Below are 16,750 nucleotides of genomic sequence, written 5' to 3' on the forward strand. Positions count from 1 at the left end.
CATCGTGCGCGCGGCGCTGTCCGCCCCGCTGTACTGGATCGCGGCCAACGCCGGCGCAAACGGCTTCCTGGTCGTGGACCGTGTGACGAGCGCCAAGACCGGCCACGGCTGGAACGCCCTCACCGACGAGTACGGCGACCTGCTCGCCCGGGGCGTCATCGACCCCGCGAAGGTCACACGGTCGGCGCTGGAGAACGCCGCTTCGATCGCGGCGATGCTGCTCACCACCGAGATTCTGGTCGCCGACATGCCCGAGGTCGAGGACGGCGCGGGCGAAGACGACCACGGCATGGGCGGCGCGGGCTACTGAGCCGAGGGAGATCATGCGACACGACGTCGCTGGTGTGACCATCGAGCTGACCACCGGGGACATCACCGAGCAGTCCGATGTCGAGGTTGTCGTCAACGCCGCCAACGCGGAGCTGCTGCCCGGCGGCGGCGTCGCCGGGGCCATCCACCGTGCCGCTGGCCCCGCCCTGGCCGACGAGTGCGCGGACCACGCACCCATCAGCCCTGGCCAGTGCGTCCTCACCGCAGGCCATGCGCTGCCCAACCGCCACGTCCTCCACTGTCTCGGTCCGGTCTACGGCATCGACGAGCCGGCCGACCGCCTGCTCGCCGACTGCTACCGCAACGCGCTGCTACTCGCCGACGACCACGGGCTGGTCTCCGTCGCCTTCCCCGCCATCTCCACCGGCGCCTTCGGCTACCCGCTGCGCGAAGCGGCTGAGATCGCGCTCGGCACCGTGGTCGACACGGTCCCGCAGCTCCGCTCGCTCACCACCGTCCGCCTCGTCCTGTTCGACGAGACCGCTCTCCAGGCGCACCAGCACGCCCTCGCGAGGGTGACCAGCAGCGGCTGATGGCCCGCACACTCCTGGCGCGGCGGGCGCCGGCGCCCAGGACACCGGGGTGCGGTCCGTCACCTGCCGGTCCCGGGTCTCGCCGGTCCGGGCGCCGTCACCGGAAAGGGCTGTTCGCCAGGTTCGGGCCTCACCTCATGGTGACCCGTGCCACTGCGGTGCCGGTGCTGACCTCGGTGGTGTGCGCGCTCGTGACCACCACGGTCCGCGGGCACTGGGCCCGAGGTGCAGGTCGGCAGCCTTACCTAATCGCCACCGCCGGGCGGGCTGCGCAGGGCGCGGCCACAGGGTGGGCAGAGACCGGCGTCGTCCAGGGCCGTCCGCGGCGGCGCGTCGCAGCGCCAGCAGCGGCCGTCGTCGAGCGGCGGCGGCGCGTCCGAGACGACCATGCGGTCGTCGGGGTCCCGAGCGTGGAGCACGACCGTGCCGAACTCGGTGCCGACTACGCGCGCCGGCGCTGCGTCGCGGCGTTCGGGCCCGTCCGGGCCTACAGAGGGTGTGGCCATCCCCAGCATCGTACCGACCGCGCCAGGGCCCACCGCCGCTGAGACGTGAATCGCCCGAGCCTGCGAGGGCGATTCTCTGCTGTGCCGGGTGTGGGGGGGGCGCGCCAGCGACCGCCATGAGGTGCAGACCCGATCACCCGTCCGTCGGTGAGGGGTGCGCCGGGGGCGACGGGGCCGGGCCCGGCTCTGGCCCCCACACGGCGCGCGCCGTGTCGGCGACGAGCCGCAGCTTGGCCGCCTGCTCGGCCGACGACAGGGCGTTGCCGACCACCGACGTGGCAAAGCCGCACTGGGTCGACACCGCCAGGCGCTCCAGCGGCACGTACGCAGCAGCCTCGTGCACACGCGCGACGAGGGCGGCGCGATCCTCGAGTCGTCCGGACTTCGTCGTCACCAGGCCGAGGACGACCTCTTTGTCGTCGGGGACCGCGGCGAGGGGCGCGAACCCGCCGGAACGCTCGTCGTCGTACTCGAGCATGAGGCGGGTGGCGGCCACCGTGGGGAACACGCGCTCGGCGAGGCGTTCGTAGCCGCCGGCGACCAGCCAGCGGCTGGCCTGGTTGCCCCGGCACAGATGGAACGCGAAGGTCACCTGCGGGTTGCGGGTCATCACCGCGTTGTCGAGCTCCAGGCTGAAGGCGAGCCAGTCGTCGGCGGCCACGCCCCGGCTCTCGTAGAACTGCCGGTACCCCGGATCCAGGAGCATCGTGTAGTGCGGCGCGTCCAGCTGCAGGTAGGTCGCGCCCAGTCGGGCCAGCTCGTCCACCTCCTCGGCGAGCAGACGCGTCACGTCGGCGAGGAAGTCCTCGAGTCGACGGTAGGCCGCTGGGGGCCGGCGAGGATCCCAGAAGTTGGCGAACAGGCTGGGGCTGGGCAGCGTGACCTTCACGAGCCGGTCGGTGCGCCCGCGCACGTAGGTGAACTCCTCGCCTGACAGGAACCGCGTGCGCTCCAGCCGGCCGGTGACCGCCAGATCGGGCCGGGCGACGGTGTGGTCGCCGACCTGATCACCGTGCCAGCGGCCCCACAGGAACGCGTCGAGGCCCCAGTCGCCGAAGCCCGCCACGGCCTCGGCGAGCTGGCTCTGAAACGACAGTCGCCGCTGCTCCCCGTCGGTGACGACGGCGAGCCCGCAGCGCTCCTGCAGCTGCAGGCAGGCGTCGACGGCGGCGTCCTCCACGGCCTTGAAGGCCGCGTGGGACAGCTCGCCGCGGGTGTGCGCCTGCCGGGCCTGCGCCAGCCCCTCGGCGCGCAAGAGGCTGCCCACCACGTCACTGCGCGCCCCAACCACCCGTCGCACTCTAGTCCGCGCGCCGGGGTGCGTCCTGTCGCAACGGTGCCCAGTCGCGCCGACCGAACCCACGTCGCGCACCCTGGCTCCGGTGCCGGCGGGCGCGCCCTCGGCGAGGTCCGCCCCGCGCTCGTCGGGGCGCCGGCCCGACTAGAGGTACAGGGGCCCGGGTGGGTCCACCAGGCGCCGAAGGCGCCACGCGGCCTGCACCGCGCGGCACAGCGCCGCGGTGAAGTCCTCGGGCAGCAGCGCCAGCGACCCGCCGTCGAGCTGCTCGTCGACCAGCTCGGCGGAGTCCGCGGCGACCTTCTCCAGCGCTTCGGCGGCGCGGCGCACGGCCTCGCCCTCGGTGCTGTCGGGGTCGACCTGCGGCACGTCGGCATCGGCGGCGACCAGGGCGACCTCCAGGCGGCGGCTCGCGTCGGGGAACAAGCGGTCCTCGAGCTCACCCACCGCCTCGGCGATGCGCATCGCCGCGTCGACGTGGACCTCCAGCGGGGCAGGACCGTCCTCGGCGTCGTCTCCCCGGTGGGCCGACACGACGTCGGCCAGCGCCACCGGGTAGGACCGGCCGTCCTCGGGGAACGCGAGCCACTGGCCCCCGAGCGCCGGCTGCCCCTCCTCCACCCATACGAACCGGTACACGAGGCGGTCGTCCACGGTAGTCATGCCCTGCAGGCTACCGGCTCGCCACCCCGCCCAGTCACAGCGGTCTGCTATCATACACCTGTTCGAATACCGGCCCCGGGGGGGTACGCCATGGACGCTGTCTGTGCTGTGGGACCGTGCCGCCGACAGGTGTCCTGCCGGGGTTGGTGCAGCGCGCACTACACGCGTTGGCGCAAGCACGGCGACGTCCTGGCGCACGTGCCCGTCGGCGGGCCCACGAAGCCGGCGACGTGCACGCTCGAGGAATGCGACGACCCCCACTACTGCCAGGGGCTCTGCGAGATGCACTACCGCCGCCGGCAGCGCACCGGTGACGTCCGCGCCGGCGAGCCCAAGCGCGGGACCGCCGACCCCGACCCCTGCGCGGTGGCGCGCTGCCCCCATCCCGCTGAAGCACGCGGCTGGTGCCACGGGCACTACCTGCGCTACCTGCGCGACGGGGACGTCAACGCCGACGAACCCCTGTCCCGGCGCAAGCAACCTGAGGTCTGCACGGTCGCGGGCTGCCGCAACACCACAGGCAGCCACGGCCTGTGCGGGACCCACCGGGAGCGCCGCAACAAGCACGGCGACGTCCTCGCCGGCACCGCGGTCCGTCCCCAGACCCGTCTGCAGCCACCAGCATCCTGCATCGTGACGACCTGCCGGGGGGAGCCCGGAGAATGGGGCCTCTGTGCGACCCACTACGACCGACAGGTCGAGAACCGGGACGTCTTGTCACTCGAGAAGCTGCGGACCCTGACCGGAAGCGGTGGGTTGAGCCATGGGTACCGCAAGCTGCCGGTGCCGCCGGCCCTCCGCTCTCTCAGTGCGGGCGAGCGCACGTCGAGGATCGTGACGGAGAGTAATCGCAGTACCCCCGAGCGGATTTGAACCGCCGTTACCGCCTTGAGAGGGCGGCGTCCTGGGCCGCTAGACGACGGGGGCGCTGGACACTTCTGCCGAGGCAGGAAGCGTTGCTCGGGGGGAAGGACTCGAACCCTCAATAACTGGACCAGAACCAGCCGTGTTACCGATTACACCACCCCCGAAGGGTGAACCACCACGCTACCAGCGCCCCCCCAGGCGTTCAAACACCCCACGCCCTGGCCTGGCGAGCGCCTACGCGGCCACGAGCGGGCGGGCGGCGCGGATGCGCTCCACGACGACACCCCGGTCGAGCAGTGCCAAGGTCTCGGGCAGCGGGGGGCTGACGGCGTCACCGGCGACCGCGACCCGCACCGGCTGGAAGGTCTTGCCCCGACCGAGGTCGAGCTCCGCGGCCACGCCGTCAAGCGCCGCCATGATCGACTCGGCGCTCCACTCCCCCACGGACTCCAGGGCCGGCGCGGCCGCGTCGAGCACCTCGCCGGCTCGGCCCTTGAGGTGCTTGGCGACCGCCTTGTCGTCGAAGACGACCTCGTCGCGGAAGCAGAAGGCCACCAGGGACACCGCCTCGGCCAGGGTCTGGATGCGCTCGCGCAGCAGGGGCGCCAGGTCGATCAGGAGCTGCTGCTCGGCGGGCGTCGCCGGCAGTCCGACGAGCCCCTCGGCGTTCAGGTAGGGCACGAGCGCCTCGGCGAGCCCGGTGTCGGACAGCTCCTTGATGCGGTCGCCGTTCAGGCTGCGCAGCTTGGCCTCGTCGAAGAACGCGGGGTTGCGCCCCACCCGCTCGAAGCTGAAGCGCTCGACCAGCTCGTCGCGCTCGAAGCGCTCGGTCCGGTCGTCGTAGCTCCACCCGCACAGGGCCAGGAAGTTCACCATCGTGTCCGGCAGGAAGCCCTGGCGGCGGAACTCGCCGACGGCGACCGAGCCGTGGCGCTTGGACAGCGGCTTGCGGTCCTCCCCCACGAGCAGCGGCAGGTGCGCGAACGTGGGGCGACCGGCGTCCGCGGGCCGGGGCGGAAAGCCGTTCTCGGCGAGCAGGCGATCGATGAGGCCCTCGGCGAGCACCGCGTCGTGCACGAGCATCTGGCGGGGCGTGGCCGCGAGGAGATCCTCGCCGCGGGCCACCAGGGTGATACCCATCGCGAGGTCGTCCACGGCGTTGGCCAGGAAGTAGGTCGGCGAGCCGTCGGCGCGTTGCACGATGAAGTCCGAGACGTCCTTCCACGCGAACTCGACCCGCCCGCGGATCCGATCCTCGAACGACACCGTCCCCGCGTCGGGGGTGCGCAGCCGGATCACCGGCCGGCGACCCTCGGCGAGGTAGGCCTCGCGCTGCTGGTGGGTCAGGTCACGGTGCCCGCCCGCGTACCCCGGTGGGCGTCCCGCCGCCTGGGCAGCACGCCGGTCGGCGTCGAGCTCCTCGCTGGTCTCGTAGGCGTCGTAGGCGACACCGGCCTCGAGCAGTGCCGCGGTCGCCGCCGCGTGCAGCGGGCTGCGCTCGCTCTGCAGGTACGGCCCGTGTGCCCCACCGCGGTCCGGTCCCTCGTCCCAGTCGAGCCCCAGCCACCGCAGGGCCTCGTAGATGCCCTCAGCGGCCTCCTGGGACACCCGGCCGGCGTCGGTGTCCTCGACCCGCAGGACGAACGCGCCGCCGCTGCCGCGGGCGTACAGCCAGTTGTAGAGGGCGGTGCGCGCGTTGCCCACATGCAGGGATCCGCTGGGGGCCGGGGCGATGCGGACACGGGGGGCGGGCATACGGGCCTCTCACTCGTCGGCGATGACAGGGTTCGACAGCGTACCGATGCCGTCGACCTCGACCTCGACCGTGTCGCCGGCGGCGAGGGGACCCACGCCCGCCGGGGTCCCCGTCAGCAGGACGTCACCCGGCAGCAGGGTCGCGAAGGCCGAGCAGTGGGCGACCAGCGCCGCGACCCCGGACACCAGATCGCCCGTGGTTCCGTCCTGGCGGGTCTCGCCGTTGACCCGGCAGCGCACGCCGAGCCCGGTTGCCGGATCGATCCCGGTCTCGATCCACGGTCCCAGCGGGCAGAACGAGTCGAAGCCCTTCGCACGCGTCCACTGCCCGTCGCGGGCCTGCAGGTCCCGGGCGGTCACGTCGTTGGCGCACGTATAGCCGAACACGTAGCCGAGCGCGTCGTCGACGGACACCTTGCGGGTCAGCACGCCGATCACGACCGCGAGCTCCGCCTCGTGTTGGACGTCCTCGGAGAGGGCCGGCAGCCGGATGGGCTCGCCGGGCCCGATGACCGCGGTGGCGGGCTTGGAGAAGATCAGCGGCTCGACCGGCACCTCCCCACCCATCTCCGCCGCGTGGTCGGCGTAGTTCTTGCCGACGCAGAGGATCTTCGACGGGATGATCGGGGCGAGCAGCCTGACCTTGTCGAGCGGCGCCGCCTGGTTGGTGAGTCGGAACTCGGTGAAGGGGTGACCGGCGATCAGCACGACGTGGTCGTCGCGGACCACGCCGAACTCCGGTCCATCCGGGCGGGCGACGCGGGCGATGCGCACGGTGTCGGGCTCCTCGGTGGACGGTGGGGCAGCCTAACCGACCGGGCTCCAGCTCAACGGCCCTCCGTCGCCCGCCGCAGGCCGTAGGCGTAGGCGTCGGCCATCGCCAGCCACGACGCCTCGATGACGTTGGCGGACACCCCGACCGTGTCCCACTCGTCCTCGCCGTCGCTGGAGCGGATCAGCACCCGGGTGGTCGCGGCGGTACCCGAGTCCGAGTCCAGGATGCGCGCCTTGTAGTCGGCCAGGTGCAGCTTGGTGAGGTCGGGGAAGCGGCCGTTGACGGCTGCACGGAAGGCGTGGTCGAGCGCGTCGACCGGCCCGCTGCCCTCCCCGGTGCCGATCAGCCGCTCGCCACCCTCGTCCGCCGCCCCGACCCAGAGCTTGATCGTCGCCTCGGCGACCACCCGCCCGTCGTCGCGGTGCTCGACGATGGTCCGGAAGCTCTCCAGGGTGAACGTCTGCGCGTCCTCGCCCATCTCGCTGCGCACCAGCAGCTCGAAGGACGCGTCGGCGGCCTCGAACGAGTAGCCCGCGTGCTCGAGGTCCTTGACCCGCTCGAGCACCCGGTTCACCGCCTCGTCGTCGTCGGCCAGGTCCAGCCCGAAGTCCTTGCCCTTGAGGACGATCGTGGACCGCCCGGCGAGCTCGCTGACCAGCAGGCGCAGCGCGTTGCCCACCCGCGCCGGCTCGGTGTGCTGGTAGAGGTCGTCGCGCTTGGCCAGTGCGGACACGTGCAGGCCGGCCTTGTGCGCGAAGGCGGCATGGCCGACGTAGGGGGCGTGCGGATCGGGCGTGAGGTTCATGACCTCGGCGACCGTGTGCGCCACGTGGGACAGGCGGCGCAGGTCGTCGTCGCCGACCACGTCCATGCGCAGCTTCAGCTTCAGGTTCGCGATGATGGACATGAGGTTGGCGTTGCCGCAGCGCTCGCCGATGCCGTTGACGGTGCCCTGGACGTGGGCCGCCCCGGCCCGGACGGCCACGAGCGAGTTGGCGACCGCGCAGTCCGTGTCGTTGTGCACATGGACGCCGACCTGGGTGGTGCCGAGACCGGCCACCTGGCGGACCACCGCCTCGACCCGGTCGGGCAGGGCGCCGCCGTTGGTGTCGCAGAGCACGACGCACTCGGCGCCCGCGTCGGCGGCAGCGGCCACGACCTCCAGGGCGTAGCCCTCGTCGCGGGCGTGGCCGTCGAAGAAGTGCTCGGCGTCGAAGAAGACCCGTCGGCCCGCCGAGCGCAGCAACCGCACCGAGTCGGCCACCATGGCCAGGTTCTCCTCGCCGGTCGTGCCGATCGCCTCGGTCACGTGCAGCACGTCGGACTTGCCGACCAGGCACACCACCGGGGTCTCCGCACCGAGCAGCGCCGCCAGGGAGGGATCGCTGTCGGCCGCCCGGCCGGGACGGCGGGTCATCCCGAACGCCGTGAGGACCGCCCGCTGCAGCGCGAGCTCCCCGTCCGCCGCCCGCCGGAAGAACTCGGTGTCCTTGGGGTTCGCGCCCGGCCATCCACCCTCGATGAAGCCGACGCCAAGCGAATCGATCTCCCGGGCGACCCGCAGCTTGTCGGCCACGGTCAGGGAGATCCCCTCGCGCTGGGTGCCGTCGCGCAGGGTGGTGTCGTACAGGTCAACAGGCACAGGCCAACCTTCTCGTCCGAGGCTGCCCGGCCGGCTCCGCAGGTTGGCGGTGGCGGTCTGCCGTGCCGCCGCCCCTGCGGGCCGGCACGGACACCGGTCCTACAGGAGCAGTCCGATAATGCTGATCGCGCGCACGGACGTGCCGGTCGCGGGGCGACCCGTGCAAGCCGTGCAGGCCGTGCAGACGATGTGCGCAGCGTTCATGCCTTGCAGTGTGCCGGTTCGGGCCGGCACGCACAACCGCCGGCCGCCTGTCACCGCCAATCCGGCCGGCGGGGGGCCCCGAAGCACTTGGGGGCGGCCGGCGGCGCACGACGGCCGACCGAGCGCGACCGGCCGCCCCTCATGCCATCGATGCCGGGAGGAGTGCGCAATGGGCTACCGGCCCGTTCTGCGCAGCGAGGACCTGCCCCTGGGCGAGGGCAGCGGTGGCGGGGGTGGCACCCGGCTGCGCGACCAGGCCCTCGAGACGACCGTCAGCCGCCCGGTGTTCCACACCACCGAGGTGGCTGAGCAGGAGGTCCTGCTCACACGACTCGCGTCGGGTGAGGTGGTGGCGTTCCAGGCCACCTGCCCGCACCAGGCCATATCGCTCACGCGGGCTTCGGTCTTCGACGGCGCCGTGCGCTGCCCGCAGCACTACTACCTGTACGACCCGAAGACCGGCCGCAACATCCTGCCGACCGAGGACGCGTCGCCAGCGGCGCTGGCACGACTGCAGCCCGGCCATCTCACGACCTACCCCGTCCGCGAGGGCGACGGTTGGATCCACGTGGGTGATGCCCCGAACCCGCCGCCACCGGACCGGCCGGCCCCGTCGGCGGGCGCGACACCGGCGCCGGCGCCAGCGCCGGCTTGCAACCCGGCCGACGGGCGCCCCATCGAGCACCCGGTGGAGGAGGTCTCGGCCACGGCCGGCGGCGACATCACGCTGGATCTGCTCACCGTGGTCCGCCCGGGCCACCTCTGGCACATCGCGGTGCGCGGCTCGGCGGTGGCCCTGCGTGGCCAGGTCTTCCAGGCACCACGGACCTGCCAGGTGCGCCTGTCCGCGCTCGGGGCCGGGCACGCAACCGTGCGGTGCGCCTACGGCCTGCCCTGGTGCGACCAGCCCCGCGAGGTGCGCACGTTCTCCGTGCGCGTCGCGACCTACTCGCGGACGTAGTCGACCATGTGGCGGTACCGGTCGTTCTTGCCCTTGACGACGTCGAAGAACAGGTCCTGCAGCTGCTTGGTCATGGGGCCGGGGGCGCCGATCTCGCGATCGTCGACGGAGCGGATCGGGACCACCTCGGCCGCCGTGCCCGTGTAGAAGGCCTCGTCGGCCAGGTACAGGTCCTGGCGCAGCAGGGTGGTCTCCTCGAACGGCAGGTCGAGGTCGGCGGCGAACTCGATGACCGAGTCGCGGGTGATGCCCCGCAGGACGCCCTCCGCGAGCGGCGGGGTCAGCAGCGTCCCGTCACTGACGACGAAGACGTTCTCCCCGGACCCCTCGGCGACATGACCCTGGTCGTTGAGGAGGATGGCCTCGTCGTAGCCGGCCTTCAGCGCCTCGACCTTGGCCAGCGACGAGTTGATGTAGACCCCGCAAGCCTTCGTGCTCGTCGGGATCATGTTCGTCCCTATGCGCTGCCAGGACGACACCTTGGCCCGCACCCCGTTCTGGAGCCCCTCGTCGCCCAGGTAGGTGCCCCACGGCCAGATGGCGATGGCGACCCGCACCTGGCTCGGCAGCGGGTTCAGGCCCATCTCGCCGTAGCCGAGGTAGACCAGCGGGCGGATGTAGCAGGAGTCCACGCCGTTGACGCGGATCAGCTCCCTGGTGGCCTCCATGAGCTCGTCGACGCTGAACCCGACGTCCATCTGCAGGATCCGGGCGGAGCGGTGCAGCCGCTCCATGTGCTTGCGGTGCTGGAAGATCGCCGGGCCGCGGGCCGTCTCGTAGGCGCGGATGCCCTCGAAGACCCCCCAGCCGTAGTGCAGCGTCGGGGTCAGGATGTGGATCTTGGCGTCGTCCCAGTCGACGAGGTCGCCATCCATCCAGATCTTCTCCACTTGGGGGATGGGCATGGTGCTCAGGCTCCTTTGTCCGCGGGCGCCGCTGCGGGCGACGCAACCGCTGCCGCGACGAGGTCGCCGATCTCCTCCGTCGAGTATCCCATCTCCGGGCCGCCCATGGCGCCCAGGCGGGGCAGCACCGCCGTCGCGGCGGCCTCCACCGCCGTGGCGGCCTCCGGCTCCCCGAGATGGTCGAGGCAGAGCGCCGCGCTGAGCACCGCCGCGACCGGGTTCGCCCAGCCGCGGCCGGCGATGTCGGGGGCGGACCCGTGGACGGGCTCGAACATGCTCGGGGCGGTCCGGTCGGGGTTGAGGTTGCCGCTGGCCGCGAGCCCCAGCCCCCCCTGCACCGCCGCGCCGAGGTCGGTGATGATGTCGCCGAAGAGGTTGTCGGTGACCACCACGTCGAAGCGCTCGGGGGCGGTCACCAGGTACAGACAGGCCGCGTCGACGTGGACGTAGTCGACTTCGACCGCGGGGTGGTCCCGGCGGGCGGCGTCGACCGTGCGCTGCCACAGGTCTCCGGCGTAGGTGAGCACGTTGGTCTTGTGGCACAGGGTCAGGTGGCCGCGCCTGGCCTCGGCCCGTGACAGCGCATGGCGCACGACGCGCTCCACCCCCCGCCGGGTGTTGATCGACTCCTGCGTCGCCACCTCGTGGGGGGTGTCGCGGTAGACCACGCCACCCGCCCCGGCGTAGAGCCCCTCGGTGTTCTCGCGCACGATCACCAGGTCGCAGCGCTCCCCGGTCAGGCCGACCACCGGGGAGACCGCGCCCGGGTACAGCCGCACGGGCCGCAGGTTGACATACTGGTCGAACGCGAAGCGCAGCCGCAGCAGCAGGCCGCGTTCCAGCACCCCCGGTGCGACCTCGGGCGTGCCGACGGCCCCGAGCAGGATCGCGTCGTGGCCCCGCAGCTCGTCCTCCACGCTGTCCGGCAGGACCTCCCCGGTCCGCAGGTACCGGCGCCCGCCCAGGTCGAAGTCCGTGGTCTCGACGGTGAACCCCGCCATCGCCCCGGCGGCGTGCAGGGCCTTGCAGGCCTGCGCGGTGACCTCCGGGCCGATGCCGTCCCCCCCGATCACCGCGAGACGGTAGCTGCGCATCGTCGCTCCTTCCTCGCCGTGGCGGCCCGCTCCGGGCAGCTCTCGCAAATGGGGCTGAGTCTACGTGGACAGATGCACGCCCTCTGCGCACAGCCGGTGGCGCAGCCCGTCCACCCCGTCGAAACGGTGCGCCCGGATCCCGGCCGCCTGCGCCGCGACGCAGTTCTCGGCGCGATCGTCGACGAACAGGCAGTCCCCCGGGTCGTGGCCGATGCGGGCCAGCAAGCGGTCGAAGAACTCGGGGGCGGGCTTGCGGACGCCGAGGTGGTGGCTGGCGTAGACCCCGTCGAAGCAGTCGGCGAAGGCGAACCGCTGCGCCAGCTCCTCGACCCACACCGGGTAGTTGCTGGCCGTGTACGTCTCCACCACCCCACCGAGAGCGGCCAGCAGCTCCTGCATACCGGGCAGCCACCGGTAGCCGTCCCGGCGGACCCGGTGGAACACCTCGCGGTCGAAGGCGTGGGGGCACTGCGGGTCGGCATAGAAGGCACGGGTGAACGTGGCCTCGTCGATGGCGGCGATCTCGAAGTCCGCCCAGGAGCTCGGATGGACCAAGGGGATGACCGTCTCCAGGTCGAGGCCGGTCGCGGCCTCGACCGCCTCCCGGAACGGGTCGTGGATGACGGTGCCCATGAGATCGAACAGGAGCGCGCGTGGCATGCGCCCAGTGTGCCGCCCGGCCGGCCCGCTCGGGCGGCCCCGCGTCTGGCAGGATGGGGCCAGGGAGGAACCCCATGACATCAGTCCTGCACGGCACCGCCACCACCCTGCGCCCGGTCCGGCCCGAGGACGCCGACACGCTCGCCGACATCCTGGCAGACCCTGAGGTGTCCCGATGGTGGGGGCGGTACGACCCGGATCGGGTCCGCAGGGACCTCATCGAGGCCGACGACACCGTCGTGTACGCCGTCGAGCTGGACGGCGAGGTCATCGGGTCCATCCAGTACGTCGAGGAGCGCGCGCCCGACTACCGCCATGCCAGCCTCGACATCTTCCTGCGCAGCACCTGGCACGGCAAGGGGCTGGGCACCGACGCGGTGCGGACCCTGACCCGCCATCTCATCCACGACCGGGGCCACCATCGCCTGACGATCGACCCGAGCGTGGACAACGAGAAGGCCATCCGCACCTACAAGCGCGTCGGGTTCCGGGAGGTCGGGGTGATGCGCCGTTACGAGCGCAACCCCGACGGGGAGTGGCAGGACTGCCTGCTGATGGACCTGCTCGAGCCGGACCTGGACTAGGTCCGCCCGCCAGGATGCACGTCCTGCAATCACGAGTGCTGCTGCGCCCCGGCGACTTCGACGCGGCCGTGGAGTTCTACGAGCGCCGGCTCGGGATGGTCCGCTACCGCGAGTGGGGCCGGCGTCCGCGACGGGGGGTCGTGTACTTCCTGGGGGGCGGCTTCCTGGAGCTGTCGGAGGGTTGCGAACCCGGCCCGGTGGTGGGACCGCGCCTCTGGTTGCAGGTCGCCGACGCCGAGGCCGCCCGCGAGGAGCTGGCGGCCGCGGGGGTCACCATCTCCGCCGAGCCCGAGCGCAAGCCCTGGGGGCTGATCGAGCTCAGCGTGCACGATCCGGACGGGCTCGAGCTCGTGATCGTGGAAACCCCCGGCGACCATCCGCTGCGCCGTCGCGACTAGCGTTCCCGGCAGTGCTCGACGATGGAGGACCAGCCGCCCTCGCCGGCGGACTCGATGACGTGGTCGGCCAGCGCCAACGCCGCGTCGCAGCCGTCGCGCACCACGCAGGAGATCGCGGCGCCGTGGAGCAGCTCCACGTCGTTCGCCCCGTCGCCGACGGCGAGCACCCGTCCCGGATCGATGCGCTGCTCGCGACAGTAGGCCAGCACACCCTCCCACTTGCTGGTCTGGGGCGGCCGGACGGTGATCGTGGCACCGGGGAAGTACGCGTCGTGGGTCACGGTCGCCGTGCCCGCACCGCGCAGGCTGCCGGCGACCGCCGCGACCGGTGCGCGGCCGCCGTCCACCACGACGAAGGCGTACACCGCCTCGGACGCCACCGCCTGATCGAGGTCGCCGCGGCCGAGCCCGTCGCCGATGTGGGCCAGGTGCAGGGCGTGCGTGGAGGGCTCCGGGCCGACGAGCACGTCGATGTCGGGACGGTTGACGTACACCGCCGGTGACAGCCCGGCCGTGGTGAACGCCGACAGGGTGGCGACCGCGTCGGCAGGGCGGAAGCACGCCTCGTGGAAGCACCGGCCGTCGCTGAGGTGGTAGCCCATCGCGCCGTCGAGCAGCACCGCCGGCAGCTCGAGGCGGTGGCGGTGCAAGGAGGCGGCCGCGCTGCGCAGCCGGCGTCCCGTGGCCACGAGGACGGGGACCTGACGGCTCGCCAGCTCGTGCAGCGCGGCGAGGGTGCGCTCGTGCACCCGCTCGTCGGCATCCCACAGGGTGCCGTCGAGATCGGTGACCACCAGGGAGATGCCGGATGTCATGGCGTTTCCGAGGGTAGCGCGGTGGGCGCCCGTCACGGGCGGTGGCGCACTCAACGCACCGTCAGGGTGGTGGTGGCGGCCTCCCGCTGGCCGTCGACCTCGCCGACGACCTCGATCCGGTAGGCGCCGGGAGCGGGGAGATCCACCGCGGGTCCGGTGTAGTGGCCGGGTCCCGAGTCCAGCAGGCGCGGCTCGACGCTCCTCCCACCGCGGGACAGGGTCACGGTCACGTCCTCGGTCTCGCGCAACCCCCCGGTGTCGTCGAAGAAGTACACGTGCAGCTCGTTCGTCCCCGCTCGGGCGGGCGCCAGCGTGAGCTCGACCTGCCCACCGGCGAAGCCCGTCCGGACGGCTTCCAGGCGGGCAGCCGCCTCCACGTCGGCCGGCGTGCCCGAGGCCAGCGCCGTCGCGGAGCCGAACGCGGCGAGCATGAGGGTGACCTCGGCGGCCGCGATCTTGCGGAACACCGGTCGTGCGGCCTGCGCGTGACCGATCCGCGGCAGCAGCCGGCGGCGGTTCCACCAGCCCAGCGACCCGATCGCCGCGAACAAGGCGATCTTGAGCAACACCACCCGACCCCAGGTCGTGTCGAACAGCTGCCCGACCGCATCCGTGTGCATCACCGTGTTGACCACCCCCGTGGCCAGGACCGCCGCGAGCGCCCAGCCGGCCAGCCGGCTGAACCGTCGGGTCGGCCCGGTGACGTCGGTGTCCGGGGCACTGCGCCAGATGAGCCCTGCGGTCACCGCCAGGCCACCCACCCAGGCCGCGGCCGCGAGCACGTGGACGCTGTTGCTGACCACCGCGAGCGGCGCGACGGCGGCGGTGCCGGCGTGCCCCGCGGCGGCCAGCGCTCCCGCGCCGACCGCCACACCCACCAGCGTGGCGCGCGCGAAGGTCCGGTCCCTGGCCACCGCCGCCAGCAGACAGACGCCCAGGGCCGCCGCTGCCTGCACCGCGATGCCGGACCCGTAGGGGGTCGCGAGGAAGCGGCTGACGAGCGCGGGGTCGAGCACCTCGCCCACCGGCCGGGCCGTGGCGTTGGCCAGACCGAAGACGAACAGCCCGCATGTGGTCAACACCCAGACCGCCGCCGCTCCAGCCGCCCCCCGCATCGCCGTGACCCCCCCGGGGCCGAGCCGGCCATCGGCCGGCCCGTCCCGTAGTAGCCAGCCGGCGGCGACCAACAGGCCGACCACGGCGGTCAGGGACAGGTAGGTACCAAGACGCGAGGCCAGCAGGCCGATGACCGTACCGGGCCCGGCTGTCTGGAGCTGCACGAACACCGGTAGGGCGAACGACATGGCCCTACCGTAATGCGGTCATGGCACGGTCGCCCCGACGGGGCGGGCGCCGCGGGCGGCCCCGACCAACCGGGTACCGTGCCACCTGCTCCCCTGATCGCCCGTGGGCGACCTGCAGGCGCGGCGGGTCCGCAGCGCCGTCCGGGGGGCGAGCAGCAGACCAGTCGAGGCGCGACGTGGGCGAGTGGATGACCTCCGGTGACACCGGTCTCGACGAGGACAGCGAGGACGTCGCCCTGGGCGAGGTGGGTCTCCGTGCCGGCACCCGCTTCACGTACCTGTTCGACGTCGGCGAGGGCTGGACCCACGACTGCCGGATGGAGGAGACGGGCGTCGATCCCGTCGACGAGTTCGGCGAGACCCCGCCCACACCGGTGCCGCTGTACGGCTGGGGCACCATCCGCGCTAGCCGTGTCACCGCAAGCGGCCTTCCGGCTCGCCACGGCTGTCGCCGGGGTGCTGTTCGTCGCCCTGACGGCGGGCTTCCTGCTCAGCTGGGACCGGGCGACCGCGCTGTGGCCGTTCATCCCGGACGAGACGAGGCTCGGCCACGTCTTCATCGCCTCGATCACGATCGCGATCGGGCTCCCGGCCCTCTGGATCGCGGCGTCCGGGTCACTGCGACCGGCGGCGGCCGGCACGGCCGATCTGCTCGTGACGTTCGCCGCGATGTCGCTGTACCTGTTCGCCCGCAGCGGTGGTGACCGCCCGGGGCTGGCACGCTACGCGGTGGGAGCCGCTGCGGGGGCGTTCGTCGTCATCTGCGCCGCGCTCCTGCTGGTCGCCACGCTACTCGTGCGGCAGACCCCACACGTCTTCCCGTGGCCCCTGGCTCCGGAGTCGTCCGCCATGTACGGGTTCATCTTCTACGGCGCCGCCGTGTACTTCTTGATTGGCGCGATCGAAAGGCGATGGGCGTCCGCCGCAGGCCAGCTGATCGGCTTTCTGGCCTACGATCTCGTGCTGATCGTCCCGTTCGTCCGACATCTGGTGACCGTGTCCCCCGCGCACCGCCCAAGCCTGATGTCAGTAAGGCAAGAATTCAGCTCAGGAGATAGCCCGCCGAAGGCCGGCGGACGCCGTCGCGGACGGCCCTGTAACCGGAGCACCGCATTGACGGGACTCACCGGAAGGACTACTTGCTTGATGACCGTGTATGTAGCGCCTCATGTGGCGGTGTGATCGTGCACGGTGGCCATGACGACGCCCAGGCGATCCGCCTGGCCTACTTCTTGTTCGAGACCCGCTTGTAGAGGGTCGGCGCCCGGCCCGACCCGACGTGGTCGGGGTCGCTGCCCTGGGACTGGTGCACGGCGGCAGTCATACGCTCACCCCCAGGGTGTTGCGCAAGGGGATCAGGCCGTCACGCAGACGGGTCTTCACCGTGCCCAGCGGCGCACCCAGCAGCTCGGCGACCTCCCGGTACGTGTGGCCGCCGTAATAGGCGAGCTCGATCG

At 72.4% G+C, this 16,750-nt stretch carries 18 protein-coding genes and 2 tRNA genes; 7 read left to right on the forward strand and 13 right to left on the reverse strand.

Translation table 11 applies throughout. From position 1 onward, the window contains the following. On the forward strand, positions 1-310 hold a 310-nt coding region (locus WD250_15695), incomplete at its 5' end, for a TCP-1/cpn60 chaperonin family protein (protein ID MEX2621660.1). A gap of 13 nt (positions 311-323) precedes the next feature. Further along, positions 324-863, forward strand: coding sequence for a macro domain-containing protein (locus WD250_15700; GenBank protein ID MEX2621661.1), 540 nt, complete (start codon positions 324-326; stop codon positions 861-863). A gap of 245 nt (positions 864-1,108) precedes the next feature. Here WD250_15700 and WD250_15705 read toward each other — a convergent pair whose 3' ends face one another. The 3 genes from WD250_15705 to WD250_15715 all read right to left on the reverse strand — a co-directional run bounded on the left by WD250_15705 (position 1,109) and on the right by WD250_15715 (position 3,329). Then, complete coding sequence (locus tag WD250_15705; GenBank protein ID MEX2621662.1) at positions 1,109-1,369, reverse strand: hypothetical protein; 261 nt, start codon at positions 1,367-1,369, stop codon at positions 1,109-1,111. Positions 1,370-1,502: 133 nt separating this feature from the next. Next, complete coding sequence (locus tag WD250_15710; GenBank protein MEX2621663.1) at positions 1,503-2,660, reverse strand: cobalamin-independent methionine synthase II family protein; 1,158 nt, start codon at positions 2,658-2,660, stop codon at positions 1,503-1,505. Between the two features lie 150 nt (positions 2,661-2,810). Further along, positions 2,811-3,329: a hypothetical protein gene (locus tag WD250_15715; protein ID MEX2621664.1), complete on the reverse strand. Its 519-nt coding sequence runs from the start codon at positions 3,327-3,329 to the stop codon at positions 2,811-2,813. 129 nt (positions 3,330-3,458) lie between these two features. On the opposite strand from WD250_15715, the gene WD250_15720 reads away from it, so the two are divergent. Further along, the gene (locus WD250_15720; GenBank protein ID MEX2621665.1) at positions 3,459-4,202 is read left to right on the forward strand and encodes a hypothetical protein; all 744 of its coding nucleotides are present in this window, start codon (positions 3,459-3,461) and stop codon (positions 4,200-4,202) included. Here WD250_15720 and WD250_15725 read toward each other — a convergent pair. From WD250_15725 to cimA, 5 genes are all read right to left on the reverse strand, one after another. Continuing rightward, positions 4,184-4,256, reverse strand: a tRNA-Glu gene (locus WD250_15725). The two genes, WD250_15720 and WD250_15725, sit on opposite strands and share 19 nt — an antisense overlap. A 32-nt stretch (positions 4,257-4,288) precedes the next feature. Continuing rightward, positions 4,289-4,360, reverse strand: a tRNA-Gln gene (locus WD250_15730). A 70-nt stretch (positions 4,361-4,430) separates the two neighbouring features. Further along, on the reverse strand, positions 4,431-5,951 hold the full coding sequence (locus WD250_15735) for a glutamate--tRNA ligase family protein (protein MEX2621666.1): 1,521 nt from the start codon (positions 5,949-5,951) through the stop codon (positions 4,431-4,433). A gap of 9 nt (positions 5,952-5,960) precedes the next feature. Further along, on the reverse strand, positions 5,961-6,725 hold the full coding sequence (locus WD250_15740; GenBank protein MEX2621667.1) for a fumarylacetoacetate hydrolase family protein: 765 nt from the start codon (positions 6,723-6,725) through the stop codon (positions 5,961-5,963). Between the two features lie 53 nt (positions 6,726-6,778). Next, positions 6,779-8,368 (reverse strand): citramalate synthase, encoded by a 1,590-nt coding sequence (gene cimA, locus WD250_15745; GenBank protein ID MEX2621668.1) that lies wholly within the window; start codon positions 8,366-8,368, stop codon positions 6,779-6,781. Between the two features lie 373 nt (positions 8,369-8,741). On the opposite strand from cimA, the gene WD250_15750 reads away from it, so the two are divergent. Continuing rightward, positions 8,742-9,533 carry a Rieske (2Fe-2S) protein gene (locus WD250_15750; GenBank protein MEX2621669.1) on the forward strand — a complete coding sequence of 264 codons (792 nt, stop codon included), beginning with the start codon at positions 8,742-8,744 and terminating at the stop codon, positions 9,531-9,533. Here the strand turns inward: WD250_15750 and WD250_15755 are convergent. Genes WD250_15755 through WD250_15765 form a run of 3 tightly spaced genes read right to left on the reverse strand, consistent with a single transcriptional unit; the run spans position 9,518 to position 12,192 of the window. Next, positions 9,518-10,438: a branched-chain amino acid transaminase gene (locus WD250_15755; GenBank protein MEX2621670.1), complete on the reverse strand. Its 921-nt coding sequence runs from the start codon at positions 10,436-10,438 to the stop codon at positions 9,518-9,520. The two genes, WD250_15750 and WD250_15755, sit on opposite strands and share 16 nt — an antisense overlap. 5 nt (positions 10,439-10,443) lie before the next feature. Then, positions 10,444-11,532, reverse strand: a complete 1,089-nt coding sequence (locus WD250_15760; protein MEX2621671.1) for a 3-isopropylmalate dehydrogenase — start codon at positions 11,530-11,532, stop codon at positions 10,444-10,446. Between the two features lie 60 nt (positions 11,533-11,592). Continuing rightward, entirely contained in the window at positions 11,593-12,192 is a 600-nt protein-coding gene (locus WD250_15765) for an HAD family phosphatase (GenBank protein ID MEX2621672.1), read from the reverse strand. A gap of 74 nt (positions 12,193-12,266) precedes the next feature. Between WD250_15765 and WD250_15770 the strand changes: the two genes are divergently transcribed. Both WD250_15770 and WD250_15775 read left to right on the forward strand, forming a co-directional pair. Beyond that, on the forward strand, positions 12,267-12,776 hold the full coding sequence (locus WD250_15770) for a GNAT family protein (GenBank protein MEX2621673.1): 510 nt from the start codon (positions 12,267-12,269) through the stop codon (positions 12,774-12,776). Positions 12,777-12,790: 14 nt separating this feature from the next. Next, on the forward strand, positions 12,791-13,174 hold the full coding sequence (locus tag WD250_15775; GenBank protein MEX2621674.1) for a VOC family protein: 384 nt from the start codon (positions 12,791-12,793) through the stop codon (positions 13,172-13,174). Here the strand turns inward: WD250_15775 and WD250_15780 are convergent. Next, on the reverse strand, positions 13,171-13,989 hold the full coding sequence (locus WD250_15780) for an HAD family hydrolase (GenBank protein ID MEX2621675.1): 819 nt from the start codon (positions 13,987-13,989) through the stop codon (positions 13,171-13,173). The genes WD250_15775 and WD250_15780 overlap by 4 nt on opposite strands. A 50-nt stretch (positions 13,990-14,039) precedes the next feature. Beyond that, a complete protein-coding gene (locus tag WD250_15785) occupies positions 14,040-15,293 on the reverse strand; it encodes a CopD family protein (protein MEX2621676.1) in 1,254 nt (417 codons plus the stop codon). 456 nt (positions 15,294-15,749) lie between these two features. Here WD250_15785 and WD250_15790 point away from each other — a divergent pair, with 456 nt between their 5' ends. After that, a complete protein-coding gene (locus WD250_15790; protein MEX2621677.1) occupies positions 15,750-16,475 on the forward strand; it encodes a hypothetical protein in 726 nt (241 codons plus the stop codon). Positions 16,476-16,750 lie beyond the last annotated feature (275 nt).

The organism is Egibacteraceae bacterium, assembly GCA_040905805.1.
Lineage (GTDB): Bacteria > Actinomycetota > Nitriliruptoria > Euzebyales > Egibacteraceae > DATLGH01.

Excerpts from the sequence above, each read along its gene's own strand:
- WD250_15715 (MEX2621664.1), bottom strand. The coding sequence starts at position 3,329 with ATGACTACCGTGGACGACCGCCTCGTGTACCGGTTCGTATGGGTGGAG.
- WD250_15700 (MEX2621661.1), top strand. The coding sequence starts at position 324 with ATGCGACACGACGTCGCTGGTGTGACCATCGAGCTGACCACCGGGGAC.
- WD250_15765 (MEX2621672.1), bottom strand. The coding sequence starts at position 12,192 with ATGCCACGCGCGCTCCTGTTCGATCTCATGGGCACCGTCATCCACGAC.
- WD250_15785 (MEX2621676.1), bottom strand. The coding sequence starts at position 15,293 with ATGTCGTTCGCCCTACCGGTGTTCGTGCAGCTCCAGACAGCCGGGCCC.
- WD250_15705 (MEX2621662.1), bottom strand. The coding sequence starts at position 1,369 with ATGGCCACACCCTCTGTAGGCCCGGACGGGCCCGAACGCCGCGACGCA.
- WD250_15770 (MEX2621673.1), top strand. The coding sequence starts at position 12,267 with ATGACATCAGTCCTGCACGGCACCGCCACCACCCTGCGCCCGGTCCGG.
- WD250_15735 (MEX2621666.1), bottom strand. The coding sequence starts at position 5,951 with ATGCCCGCCCCCCGTGTCCGCATCGCCCCGGCCCCCAGCGGATCCCTG.
- WD250_15755 (MEX2621670.1), bottom strand. The coding sequence starts at position 10,438 with ATGCCCATCCCCCAAGTGGAGAAGATCTGGATGGATGGCGACCTCGTC.
- WD250_15750 (MEX2621669.1), top strand. The coding sequence starts at position 8,742 with ATGGGCTACCGGCCCGTTCTGCGCAGCGAGGACCTGCCCCTGGGCGAG.
- WD250_15780 (MEX2621675.1), bottom strand. The coding sequence starts at position 13,989 with ATGACATCCGGCATCTCCCTGGTGGTCACCGATCTCGACGGCACCCTG.
- WD250_15775 (MEX2621674.1), top strand. The coding sequence starts at position 12,791 with ATGCACGTCCTGCAATCACGAGTGCTGCTGCGCCCCGGCGACTTCGAC.
- WD250_15760 (MEX2621671.1), bottom strand. The coding sequence starts at position 11,532 with ATGCGCAGCTACCGTCTCGCGGTGATCGGGGGGGACGGCATCGGCCCG.